Consider the following 11,552-nt stretch of genomic DNA (forward strand, 5'->3'; position numbering starts at 1 on the left):
ATGCCTGCACCGCGCGACGTGCGGGTAGGGCCTGCGCCGTGGGCGCGCACCAGGGCATGGCCGAGGCCGGTCGGGACGTCGTCGCCGGCATGGTGCTGGAGGCGTGGGACGTCTTCCTGGCCCAGGCGGAGTCGGTGGACCTCGACCGCTCCTCACGCCTGCCGGGGTGGCGGGCGCACGAGATCTGCGTGCACCTGGGCTGCTGGGACGACCACGCCGCCCTGCGCAACCTCGTCGCCTCGGCGCGGGCCGGCGCGACCGGGACGCCGCCGAACCCGGACGCGGTGAACGCGCGGGTGACCACAGCCCACCGCGGCACCTCGCGGGAGGAGGTGCTGGCCGCGGTGCGCCGCAACCGCGAGGCGACCGCCCGGTACCTGGCCGAGGAGCCCGTGGAGCTCGACACCGCGCCCGCGGTCTCCGTCGTCGGCCGGCTGCCGCTGCTCAGCGTCGTCCTCGGCCAGGCGTACGAGCTCGCCGTCCACGGGCTGGACCTGGTCTCCTGCGGCGCGGAGCCGCCGCCCACCTCGGTGCTGCAGTCGGGGCTGGCCGCGCTGACGGACGTCACCGGCGCCCTCGCGGCCTCGACCGGCATCTCCGGGCGGGTCAGCTTGGTCACGCCCGACGGCGGCTGGGGGTTCACCTCGGCGGGCGGCGGGTGGGAGGTGCGCCGGGTGCCGGCCGGGGTCGTCGAGGGGCCGGCCGTCGAGGCCGCCGCCGCCCTCCTGCTCGATGCCGCGTCCGGGCGGGTCAACCCCGTCCCGGCGGCGGCCCGCCGCAGGCTGAAGGTGCACGACGTGCCGGGCCTGCTGCAGCTGGCGCCGATCGTGCAGCAGGTGCCGGGCATCCCGGGCGGACCGATCCTGCAGCTGGCCGCCCGCACCGTCGGTGGCGCCGGCGGCGTGCTCGGGCGGCTGTTCGGCCGGGGCTAGGTGTACTGCCCAGCAAGGTTGTTCAAGCGGGTGATCGGGGAGTGCTTGCCGATCGCGGTGTGGGGCCGGTGATGGTTGTACTCGTGCAGCCAGGCGGGCAGGGCCTTCCGGCGGGCTGACTCGCTGAGGAACATGCGCCCGAAGGCCCAGCCGTCGGCCATGGTGCGGTGAAAGCGTTCGATCTTGCCGTTGGTCTGTGGACGGTACGGGCGGGTCCGCTTGGGCGTGATCCCGAGCTCGAGGCAGGCGTCGCGCCAGGCGTGGGAGCGGTAGGCCGAGCCGTTGTCGGACAGCACCCGCTGGACGGTGACACCGCGGGCGGCGAACCAGGCCACCGCGGGGCGCAGCACGCCGATGGCGGTGGCGGCGGTCTCGTCGTCGTGGATCTCGGCGTAGGCGACCCGGCTGTGGTCGTCGATCACGGTGTGCACGAAGGCCGTGCCCAGCAGCGGGCCGTGGTGCCTGTTGCGCGGCTTGCCGGCGGTGGCGGCCCGGTTCTTGTCGCCCTGGGCGCGGCCGACGTAGCGGTGGCCGCCGCCGTCGGGGATGTTGCCCAGCTTCTTCACGTCGACGTGCAGCAGCGATCCGGGGTGGTCGTGTTCGTAGCGGCGGATCGGTTCCCCGGTGGCGCGGCCGACGTGGGATAGCCGGTTGATCCGGCAGCGGACCAGCACCGCGTGCACGGTGGAGGCGGCCAGGCCGAGTCGGTCGGAGATCTGCACCGTGCCCAGTCGCTTCTTCCAGCGCAGGTGCACGATCTTGCGCACGATCGGCCGCGGGGTGCGCCGCGGGCAGGAGTGCGGGCGGTAGCTGCGGTCTTCCATCGCCGCCGGTCCGCCGGTCCGATAGCGCTCGGCCCATTTCTTCGCCGTGGGCCAGGCGACGTTGAACACCGCCGCGGCGTAGCTGATCGTCCAGCCGTCCTCGACCACGGCGCGGGCGAGCTTCAGACGGTGTCGAGGGGTCAGGGCGGCGTTAGCGTGGGCCACGAGGACCTCCGGGTTCGTGTGGTGGGTGCCTTCAGCAGCTCCACTCCACGTCCGGAGGTCCTCCCTCCACAAGACCCTCAGTCAGATCCCGTGGTCACACGTCCTCGACCAACGTCTCTGGTCAGCACAGCTAGGCGTTGCCGCGCGCGAGCCGCGTCGTCCGGCTCCGGCACCACCAGGCGGTGCCGGCAGCGAGCGCGACGAGGGCGCAGACGGTGCCCGGGACGACGACGGAGGCGCCCAGGTGGGCCAGGAGCACGCCGGCCGAGGCGCCGACGCCGACCTGCAGCACCGTGCTCGGGACCAGCCCCACGGCCGTGGCGGCCACGAAGGGCACCAGCTGCACACCCGCCAGGCCGGCCCCGTAGTTGATGCCGACGAAGGGCACGACCGGCACCAGCCGGATGACCAGCACCGCGGCGAACGAGCGCCCCGCGACCAGCCGGTCCAGGCGCGGCCCGGCCAGCCGGGCGACGGCCGGGCGCCCCAGCCCACGGGCGAGCCCGAACGCCAGGACGGCGGCGAGCAACCCGCCGGCGAACGCCACGGCCAGCCCCGCCGCCAGCCCGAAGACCGCGCCGAGCAGGGCCGAGACCACCGACCGCGGCACCGGCGCCAGCAGCACGAGCGCCACGGCGCCCACCAGCACCGGCCAGCCGCCGACGCCGGCGCCGGCCACGGCCGCCCGCAGGTGGTCCGCCGACGGCAGGTCCAGGGTCAGCGCCGCTGTCGCACCGCCGACCAGCAGGACGCCGAGGACGGCTGCCCGCAGCCAGGTCCGATCCACCGCCGTCCGCACGCCCCGATCCTGCCGCACGGGGCGCGCCGGACCGGTCAGCTGCAGCTGCCGCCCAGGGAGATGCCGCGCTGCGCCAGCCACGGGACGGGGTTCGTCCGGTCGGCGTAGAGGCCGCCGCGGTGCACCTCGAAGTGCAGGTGCGGACCGGTGGACTGGCCGCGGTTGCCGACCTCGGCGATCTGCTGCCCGCCGCTGACGACCTGCCCCGGTGACACGAAGAACTGGTTCACGTGCCCGTAGACGGTGATGACCCCGTCGTGGTGCTGGATCGCGACGGCGAGCCCGAAGCCGCTGGCCGGCCCGGCCTGCAGCACCACGCCGGGCTCGGGCGTGTAGATCGGGGTCCCGATCGGCGCGGCGATGTCCACGCCGAGGTGCATCGTGCCCCAGCGTGCCCCGTAGCAGGAGGTGACCCGGCCCTGGGTGAGCGCGGCACCGCTGCCACCCGGCGCGGCCGCCACCGTCATGACCGCGGCCTGCTCCGCCGCCTGCGCGGCGTCGTACGCGCGAGCGGCGTCCTCGGCGCCCTTGACCTCGAGCAGCCGGATCTCCGCGTCCCGCAGCTGCTGGTCCAGGCTGGCCTTCTCCGCGGTCAAGGCGTCGAACTCGGACTGAGCCGCGGCGAGCAGACGGTCGGCCTCCGCCTGGGCCTCCTGCGCCGTGCGGGCGGCGGCGTCGCGCTCGGCGACGGCGGCCTTGGCCTCCTGGTCGAGCCGCGCCTCGCGCGCCTCGGCGATCCGCAGCTCCTCCAGGACCCGGGCGCGGTCCTCGCCGAGCAGATCCAGCGTCGCGGCCTGCTGCAGCAGCTCACCCGGGCCCTCGGCGTGCAGGACCATCTCGAGCTCGGTGAACGCCTCGTCGCTGCCCATGTAGGCCTCCCGGCCCAGGGTGGCGACGTCGTCCTGGGTGCGGCCGACGGCCTCCCGGACGGCGGCGAGCTCGGCGGCGATCGCGTCGGCGTGCTGCCTGGCGCGGTCGAGCTCGGCCTGGGCGGTGAGCACGGCGCCGCTGGCCTCCTCGGCCTGCAACGTCATCTGCTGCAGGCGCTCCTCGGCCTCGCGGACGCGCTGCTCGATCGTCGCGACCTCGGCGGCGACGCGGTCGTGCTCGCTCTGCGCTCCACTCGGGGCCGCCGACGAGGACTGCGTCCCGATCAGGGACAGGGCCAGCAGCGCGGTGAGGGCGATGGTCGCCCGGCCGGCGGCGCGGCGTGGTCGCCGCAGGCTGCGGCGCAGGTAGTGCATGGTCGCCAAGGCGACGATCTCCGTTCCTCGGTCCGCCTACCAGGTCAGCTGACGGGTTCGGGCCGGAACGTGCCCTACCAGCCTGCCCGTGGAGGCGCAGGCCGGATTCACCCCAGAGAACATGGGTCCCCGGTCCCCGCGGCGGTCAGACCGCAGAGTTCGGCGGGGCCCGCCCGAGCCCCCGGGTTCGGGAGCGGGATCGGGTGGGCCGCGAGAGACGGTACAAGCTAAACCTGGATATGTCACAGGCACATAACGAACCATCTCGGTCCGCCACTCGGGTCCCGAGTCGCGACGCGGATGACGTACCGGCGTCTGGCAGGCTGCTAGGTCCGGGGCGGTAGCTCAGCCGGTCAGAGCATGGGACTCATAATCCCTGGGTCGTGGGTTCGAGCCCCACCCGCCCCACCGGTCCTGGCCTGCGGTTTCGCCCTGGCGGGCGGGGCCGCTGGCGCCCACGCGGCCCGCGGGTGGGCACGAGGTAGGCACAGCGGCGTCGGTGGGCGCCCGCTGGGCACGCGGGACCAGCGCCGCGGCGGACTCCGCTGCCTCGCGCTCAACGTCTTCGAACACCGACGTGTAGACCTGCTCGGTGATCGACGTCGACGAGTGCCCGAGCATCTGACTGGTGAGCTTCAGGTCCTTCGTCGCCCGGTAGGTCAGACTGGCCGCCAGGTGGCGCAGGTCGTGCAGCCGCACCGGGGGCAGGCCGGCCCGGATGACGAGGCGGTCGAACCGCTGGGAGGCGCTGTCGGGCACCAGGGCGGCCCCGTCGGCCTTGGTGAAGACCAGGCCGGTGTCGACCCACGCGGAGCCGAGCATCAGACGCAGCTCCGCCTGCCGGCGCCGGTGAGCGCGCAGCACCTCGGCGGTGCCGGCGTCCAGGCTGACGGTGCGGGCGCTGGTGTCGGTCTTGGTGTCGCCGGCGACGACGTCCCGGCCAACCTGGACCCGGGCTTCCCGGATGGTGACGATGCCGCGGTCGAGGTCGACGTCCGACTACGGCAGGCCCAGCGCCTCGGAGCGGCGCATCCCGCGGAAGGCGATGAGGTGCCACGGGCGTACTGCTCGTCGTCCGCGGCGAAGTCCAGGAACGCGCCAGCCTGCTCCGGGGTCCAGACCATGGCCGCGGCCGGGCGCTTCCCGGTGCGCCGCCAGGCCTCCACCCGGTGCTCCGTCCACACCAGGGCCCGATCGGCACGACCCGACGGCAGCTCGACGTACTCCCCCGGGTTCACCGAGATCTTCCGGCGCTTCACCGCGGTGCCGAGCGCCGACATGGCGGTGGCGTGCACTCGGCGGATCGTGGCGTCCGACAGCGGCCGGCTGGCGGCCGGGGTGTCGGTGCGCGCCTCCAGCAGCCGGCGCAGCAGCGGCGACGGGCGGCCGTCCAGCGGGCGGCCGATCTGCCTCATGGCCGCGTACAGGGCCTCGAGGTCGACGTCGCGCAGGTCGGACAGGCGCAGGTGGCCGAGTCCCGGCCTCAGGTAGAGGTTGAGGTGCTGGGCGTAGCCGTGCCGCGTGGATGCCCGCAGCGTCGTCTTCCCGGCCAGCCATTCGTCGAGGTAGCGGCCGACGGTCAGGTCCTTCTCCGGGCGCAGGTACGTGCCGCGAGTGATCGCCTGCACCGCCTCGGCCAGTGCCGCGTCGGCCTCCGCCTTGGTGTCGTACGGGCCCAGCTTCTCCTGCCGGCGGCGACCGTCCGCGGCGCGTGGGGCGTCGTACCGGCCCCACCAGGCGCCGTGGCCCTTCCGGCCGAGCTTCGGGCAGCGAGAGCCGTACTGGCGGCGGTTCTCGTCCCGGCAGCCGCACCGCTTGAACGTTGACCCCTTCACGGACGCCCTCCTGAGGGTCGGGTCGCCCCTCGTCCGCTCGCTGGATGACGTCCTCGAGGAACCACTTGAGCGCGATGTCCGACGGGCTCAGGAGCGGGACGCCTGGCTGCCGCTGCCCCTGTTCGTCGACGCCGGTCTTCATGCGCTCCAGTCGTTGCAATTCGTCCTCCACGCGTTGGCGCCAGCCCGGACGCTCGGCCGCCGCCTCTGCCAGCTGGCCCACCGCGTAGTCGTAGTCCTGTTGGGCCCCCTGTCGGACCTGCCAGAGGCGGGAACCATCGGCCAGGAGTCGGTGTAGCTGCAGGTCCGCGATGGCATCCAGCGGCAGGACCAGCTCGGAGAACGTCACACCCAGCGCCTTCGCCAGGGCCAGCGCCTCATCGACCGTGATATCGCGCCGCTTGCCCTTACCAGCCTCAACCGGGACCTCGATCTTGGAGATCGACGACTGGGGCATTTGCACGCCGAGACGCTCGAGCCGCTTCGCGAGCTGCTCCTGCGACAACCCTGCCCGCTGACGGAGCGACTTGATCCGTCGGGCGATGTTCTCCTCAGATCCCAGGGCCGTCAGAGCCTGCTCCAGGTCGGTCCACGTCGGCGAGGACAACGCCTGCTCACGGGCGTCCTCCTCGGCTGCAGCGACAAGATCCTCGATGGAGTCGAAGCCGGCCATCCTCAAGCCGGCGAGGTGTCGGTCATCCCCGTGGGCCTCGGCCTTCACGAGCTCCACGAAAGAGTCGTAGCCGAGTGGAAGCCCTACTTGGGCCTGGGGACGCCAGCGAGATCCTCGAGGTGTCGCAGGCAACATTGAGGCACTGGCGGGCCGTCGGACGCGGCCCCGAGTACCTCCGCGTGGGGCGGCACGTCAGGTACCGGCCCAGCGCGATCGAGGAGTGGCTTGAGGAGGACCGAGGCGCGGCGGTCGAGCTGTGACCCGCGCATGGAGCCCCGCCCAGGTGCGCGCGCTCGGCGTCCGCACCGACCTGGTCACCGCCTGTGAGATCGCGTACGGCGCGAAGAGGACCAAGGCCTACGAGCTGTTCCGCCGCGGCGAGCTCGGCTTTCCGGCCGTCCGCGTCGGCAACCGCGTCGTCGTGCCCGTCGCCGCACTCTGCCGGTTCCTCGGCATCGAGCTGGAACCGGACGCCGCATGATCCGAACAGAGATGAGGCCGCGCCGGGGGGCATCCGGAACCGGCCTCTCTGAAGATCGAATCGCCGCCGAGCCACCCGTCTTCGCTGGGCAGGTGGCACTGCTGCGGCTACTCCCCCACCAGTTCCTGTCGCGCGGCTGCACGCCTCCGCGGAGCTGCGGTCTGGCGTCGCCTCGAATCAGACCGCTGACGGGGGGCCAGCGCCCGCGGAGGCCGCGATGAGCCTGCTCGTGACCGCTGCGGCGTTGCGGCTGCTGCCCGGTGCCGAGATCCTCACCGCCAGAGACCTCGGCGAGTACGCCGTCGAGCTCGCCGTTAACGGGTGGGCAGTGTTCCCTCTGCGCGGCAAGGTCCCGGCGATCCGCGGGGGCCACGGTGTCCTCGACGCCACGACCAACGTCGACCAGGTCATCCGCTGGTGGACGCACGAGTGTTCCGGCGCGAACATCGGCGCCCGCGTGCCCGAGCAGCTGTTTGTCCTCGACGTCGACCCCCGCAACGGCGGCGGCGACTCCCTCGACCAGCTCACCGCCGCGCACGGGCGGCTGCCGAACACCCGCACCGCGATGTCCGGGCGTGGCGACGGCGGACGGCACCTGTACTTCCGGCACCCGGGCGGCCGGCTCACCTCGAGCAGGTTGGGGCCGGGCCTGGACATCAAGACGTCGGCGGGCTACATGGTCATGCCGCCGTCGCTGCACCCGGCCACGGGGCAGCCCTACCGGTGGGTCAACGAGCCCTTCGCAGCCGCCCCCGGCTGGCTGGTCGAGCTGATCAGTGCCCAGGCCCCCGCCGCGCCGCAGAAGCTGCGGTCCGTGGCGCCGGGGCAGGCCCTGTCCGCGCTCGGAGGCTCGATCGCCGACCGCTACTCTGCCAGCGCCTCGTGGGCGGACATCCTCTCCCCGCACGGCTGGCGCTGCCTCTCCGCCGATCCGGATGCTGACGGCGCCCGCTGGCAACACCCCATCGCCACTGGCCCCGTGTCGGCGACCGTCCGCCACGACTGCCTGTTCGTCTACTCACCGAACACCCCGTTTCCGGTCACCGAGGCCGGCAACGTGCGCGGGGTGACCCGCTTCCGCGCCTACGCCGTGCTCCAGCACGGCGGGGACCTGTCCGCGGCAGCCCGCGCGCTACGGACCGGGGCCGCAGCATGAGCCTCTCCCTCGCTGACCTCCCCATGCCGGCCCCCGCACGCGGCTCAGGGGTTGCCGCCGCGGCACCCGACTTCGCCGCCGGTTTTAAGTCCGGTGGCTCCTGATCCTCGACGCCCCCGACACCGTTCCGGCCGTGTGGGGCGACGGCGATCAAGTCCTGTGGGCCCGGGGCGAAGCTCTCATGCTCGTCGGCCCTCCGGGCGTCGGGAAGACCACGATCGCCGGGCAACTTGTCCGCGCCCGGCTCGGCTTCGCCGACAACGTCCTCGGCTGGTCGGTCGAGGCCGGCCACCGGCGGCTGCTGTACCTGGCCATGGACCGCCCCCAGCAGATCGCCCGCGGCCTGCACCGCCTGTTCTGCGACACTGATCGGCGCCGCCTCGACGACCGGCTTGTCATCTGGACCGGCCCCCCGCCCGCGGACCTGGCCCAACACCCCACCACGCTCCTCGAGCTCGCCCAGGCCGCTGACGCCGACACCGTTGTCGTCGACTCACTCAAGGACGCCGCCATCGGCCTCACCGACGATGCCGTCGCCGCCGGCTACAACCGGGCCCGACAAGCCGTCATCGCCGCCTGCATCGAGGTCCTCGAGCTGCACCACCAGGTGAAGCGCGGCGCCAACGGTGGCAAGCCCGACACCCTCGCCGACGTATACGGCTCCGCCTGGTTCACCGCCGGCGCCGGGTCCGTTCTGCTGCTCTGGGGCGCCGCCGGCGACCCCATCGTCGACCTCCGCCACCTCAAGCAGCCCGCCGATGACGTGGGCCCACTCCGCGTCATCCATGATCACGCCGCCGGCACCAGCGCCATCTGGGGCGGCGCAGACCTGCTCGCGCTCGCCCGACACAGCCCCGGTGGCATCACCGCCAGGGGCGCTGCCCAGGCCCTCTTCGAGAGCGACAAGCCCGACCGCAACCAGATCGAGAAGGCCCGCCGCCGCCTCGACGCCCTCGCTCGCGGCGGCCACCTGATCGAGCACGAGGGCCACCGCGGTGGCGCCGACGGCGGTGCTGCCACCACCTGGCACAACACCAGCCTCGTCCCTATCGCCGATGCGTCATGACCGATCGCCCCGGCCCGAACCAATCACGCACGGATCACGGCCTCGAACGCCGACTGGACGATCACGCCGTGAACAACCGATCACGCCCCCACGGAAAGCTCCAGGTCACAGCGAACACGACACCGATCACGCCGATCAACCGCCTAGAGCGATCACGTTTCGCCCCCTCTAGATGTACTGCCCAGCAAGGTTGTTCAAGCGGGTGATCGGGGAGTGCTTGCCGATCGCGGTGTGGGGCCGGTGATGGTTGTACTCGTGCAGCCAGGCGGGCAGGGCCTTCCGGCGGGCTGACTCGCTGAGGAACATGCGCCCGAAGGCCCAGCCGTCGGCCATGGTGCGGTGAAAGCGTTCGATCTTGCCGTTGGTCTGTGGACGGTACGGGCGGGTCCGCTTGGGCGTGATCCCGAGCTCGAGGCAGGCGTCGCGCCAGGCGTGGGAGCGGTAGGCCGAGCCGTTGTCGGACAGCACCCGCTGGACGGTGACACCGCGGGCGGCGAACCAGGCCACCGCGGGGCGCAGCACGCCGATGGCGGTGGCGGCGGTCTCGTCGTCGTGGATCTCGGCGTAGGCGACCCGGCTGTGGTCGTCGATCACGGTGTGCACGAAGGCCGTGCCCAGCAGCGGGCCGTGGTGCCTGTTGCGCGGCTTGCCGGCGGTGGCGGCCCGGTTCTTGTCGCCCTGGGCGCGGCCGACGTAGCGGTGGCCGCCGCCGTCGGGGATGTTGCCCAGCTTCTTCACGTCGACGTGCAGCAGCGATCCGGGGTGGTCGTGTTCGTAGCGGCGGATCGGTTCCCCGGTGGCGCGGCCGACGTGGGATAGCCGGTTGATCCGGCAGCGGACCAGCACCGCGTGCACGGTGGAGGCGGCCAGGCCGAGTCGGTCGGAGATCTGCACCGTGCCCAGTCGCTTCTTCCAGCGCAGGTGCACGATCTTGCGCACGATCGGCCGCGGGGTGCGCCGCGGGCAGGAGTGCGGGCGGTAGCTGCGGTCTTCCATCGCCGCCGGTCCGCCGGTCCGATAGCGCTCGGCCCATTTCTTCGCCGTGGGCCAGGCGACGTTGAACACCGCCGCGGCGTAGCTGATCGTCCAGCCGTCCTCGACCACGGCGCGGGCGAGCTTCAGACGGTGTCGAGGGGTCAGGGCGGCGTTAGCGTGGGCCACGAGGACCTCCGGGTTCGTGTGGTGGGTGCCTTCAGCAGCTCCACTCCACGTCCGGAGGTCCTGGGACTGCCCCGAGTTCAGTTGACTCGTCGGGTGTGGTTGGTCAGGCCGCGGTAGCGGCGAGGTTGAGTGTCTCGTACTCGACTGGGGTGAGCCGTCCGAGACGGCGTTGCCGGCGCCGGCGGTGGTAGGTCCGTTCGATCCAGGTGATGATCGCCAGCCGTAGTTCTTCTCGAGTCGCCCACCGCTGCCGGTCGAGCACGTTCTTCTGTAGCAGTGCGAAAAATGACTCCATCGCCGCGTTGTCACCGCACGCGCCGACCCGGCCCATCGAGCCGACCAGCCCGTTGTTCCTGATGGTGCGGACAAAGGCGTTCGACCGGAACTGGCTGCCGCGGTCGGAGTGCACCGTCGTGCCGACCGGGCTGCGCCGGATGATGGCGTTGCGCAGCGCCGCCACCGCCAGGGAGGCCTTCATCCGCGAGTCGATGGAGTAGCCGACGATCCGCCCCGAGTAGACGTCCTTGATCGCGCAGAGGTAGAGCTTGCCCTCGGCGGTGTTGTGCTCGGTGATGTCGGTCAGCCAGGTGACGTTGGGCGCGGTGGCGGTGAACTTCCGGTCGACCAGGTCGTCGTGCACCGGCGGGCCAGCCTTGCGGTTCAGCCCGCGCTTCTTGGCGAACACCGACCAGATCCGCTGCTGGGAGCACAACCGAGCGACGCGGTTCTCACCTGCAGTGATGCCCCGCTCGCGGAGTTCGTCAGCGATGAACCGGTAGCCGAAGGCCGGGTCGTCGGCGTGGATGTCGACCGCCGCGTTGATCAGGTGCGCGTCGTCCCAGTCGCGCTGGCTGACCGGGTGAGCGCACCATTTGTAGAAGGCCTGCTTGGAGAAGCCCAGCACCCGGCAGGTCACCGCGACGGGGATCTTCTCGGCGGCGAGTTCACGGACCAGCGGGTACATCATTTTGGGAGGACATCGCGGGCGAAGTAGGCCGTCGCCCGCCGGAGGATTTCGTTCTCCTGCTCCAGCAGCTTGTTGCGCCGGCGCAGCTCCCTCAGCTCCGCGGACTCGTCCTTGGGCTCACCAGTGGCGTCCACCAAGGTGGTGTGCGGCGGCCCCGGTGAGCAGCGGGCCCTGCACGTGAAGGCGGCCACCGCGTGATCTTCTGGAAAACCTCTCACAGCACTCCAGGAGAACAACGCGATGACCGCT

Annotated in this window: 10 protein-coding genes, 1 tRNA gene, 3 pseudogenes and 1 riboswitch; of the genes and pseudogenes, 6 read left to right on the forward strand and 8 right to left on the reverse strand. The window is 72.4% G+C overall.

The window, feature by feature from the left end:
* Positions 1-38: 38 nt before the first annotated feature.
* Entirely contained in the window at positions 39-932 is an 894-nt protein-coding gene (locus tag ACI79P_RS15375) for a maleylpyruvate isomerase N-terminal domain-containing protein (RefSeq protein WP_456581921.1), read from the forward strand.
* On the opposite strand, the gene ACI79P_RS15380 is transcribed toward ACI79P_RS15375, so the two are convergent.
* From ACI79P_RS15380 to ACI79P_RS15390, 3 genes are all read right to left on the reverse strand, one after another.
* Positions 929-1,921 carry an IS481 family transposase gene (locus ACI79P_RS15380; protein ID WP_456581922.1) on the reverse strand — a complete coding sequence of 331 codons (993 nt, stop codon included), beginning with the start codon at positions 1,919-1,921 and terminating at the stop codon, positions 929-931. The two genes, ACI79P_RS15375 and ACI79P_RS15380, sit on opposite strands and share 4 nt — an antisense overlap.
* A 130-nt stretch (positions 1,922-2,051) precedes the next feature.
* Positions 2,052-2,720, reverse strand: a complete 669-nt coding sequence (locus tag ACI79P_RS15385) for a TVP38/TMEM64 family protein (RefSeq protein ID WP_456581923.1) — start codon at positions 2,718-2,720, stop codon at positions 2,052-2,054.
* 35 nt (positions 2,721-2,755) lie between these two features.
* Positions 2,756-3,964: a peptidoglycan DD-metalloendopeptidase family protein gene (locus ACI79P_RS15390; RefSeq protein ID WP_456581932.1), complete on the reverse strand. Its 1,209-nt coding sequence runs from the start codon at positions 3,962-3,964 to the stop codon at positions 2,756-2,758.
* Positions 3,965-3,997: 33 nt separating this feature from the next.
* Positions 3,998-4,129, reverse strand: a riboswitch (cyclic di-AMP (ydaO/yuaA leader).
* A gap of 169 nt (positions 4,130-4,298) precedes the next feature.
* On the opposite strand from ACI79P_RS15390, the gene ACI79P_RS15395 reads away from it, so the two are divergent.
* Positions 4,299-4,372: transfer RNA gene (locus ACI79P_RS15395), tRNA-Ile, on the forward strand.
* 219 nt (positions 4,373-4,591) lie between these two features.
* Here the strand turns inward: ACI79P_RS15395 and ACI79P_RS15400 are convergent.
* From ACI79P_RS15400 to ACI79P_RS15410, 3 genes and pseudogenes are all read right to left on the reverse strand, one after another.
* Positions 4,592-4,900 (reverse strand): annotated as a pseudogene (locus ACI79P_RS15400) (hypothetical protein); the annotation flags it as partial.
* Positions 4,786-5,799: a tyrosine-type recombinase/integrase gene (locus ACI79P_RS15405; protein WP_456581924.1), complete on the reverse strand. Its 1,014-nt coding sequence runs from the start codon at positions 5,797-5,799 to the stop codon at positions 4,786-4,788. The pseudogene ACI79P_RS15400 and the gene ACI79P_RS15405, both read right to left, overlap by 115 nt.
* Before the next feature lie 343 nt (positions 5,800-6,142).
* A pseudogene (locus tag ACI79P_RS15410) lies at positions 6,143-6,607 on the reverse strand (helix-turn-helix transcriptional regulator); the annotation flags it as partial.
* Here ACI79P_RS15410 and ACI79P_RS15415 point away from each other — a divergent pair.
* The 4 genes from ACI79P_RS15415 (at position 6,547) to ACI79P_RS15430 (ending at position 9,175) form a co-directional block, all read left to right on the forward strand.
* Positions 6,547-6,732, forward strand: a complete 186-nt coding sequence (locus tag ACI79P_RS15415) for a helix-turn-helix domain-containing protein (RefSeq protein WP_456581925.1) — start codon at positions 6,547-6,549, stop codon at positions 6,730-6,732. The pseudogene ACI79P_RS15410 and the gene ACI79P_RS15415 overlap by 61 nt on opposite strands.
* Positions 6,729-6,953: a hypothetical protein gene (locus ACI79P_RS15420; protein ID WP_456581926.1), complete on the forward strand. Its 225-nt coding sequence runs from the start codon at positions 6,729-6,731 to the stop codon at positions 6,951-6,953. Before ACI79P_RS15415 ends, ACI79P_RS15420 begins: the two co-directional genes overlap by 4 nt.
* A gap of 217 nt (positions 6,954-7,170) precedes the next feature.
* Positions 7,171-8,109, forward strand: a complete 939-nt coding sequence (locus tag ACI79P_RS15425; protein WP_456581927.1) for a bifunctional DNA primase/polymerase — start codon at positions 7,171-7,173, stop codon at positions 8,107-8,109.
* 133 nt (positions 8,110-8,242) lie between these two features.
* Positions 8,243-9,175: an AAA family ATPase gene (locus ACI79P_RS15430; protein WP_456581928.1), complete on the forward strand. Its 933-nt coding sequence runs from the start codon at positions 8,243-8,245 to the stop codon at positions 9,173-9,175.
* Between the two features lie 168 nt (positions 9,176-9,343).
* Here the strand turns inward: ACI79P_RS15430 and ACI79P_RS15435 are convergent, their stop codons facing one another.
* Together ACI79P_RS15435 and ACI79P_RS15440 are read right to left on the reverse strand one after the other, a co-directional pair.
* On the reverse strand, positions 9,344-10,336 hold the full coding sequence (locus tag ACI79P_RS15435) for an IS481 family transposase (protein ID WP_456581929.1): 993 nt from the start codon (positions 10,334-10,336) through the stop codon (positions 9,344-9,346).
* A 103-nt stretch (positions 10,337-10,439) separates the two neighbouring features.
* A pseudogene (locus ACI79P_RS15440) lies at positions 10,440-11,410 on the reverse strand (IS3 family transposase); the annotation flags it as partial.
* Between the last annotated feature and the right edge of the window lie 142 nt (positions 11,411-11,552).

The organism is Blastococcus sp. SYSU DS0510 (genome assembly GCF_054050835.1).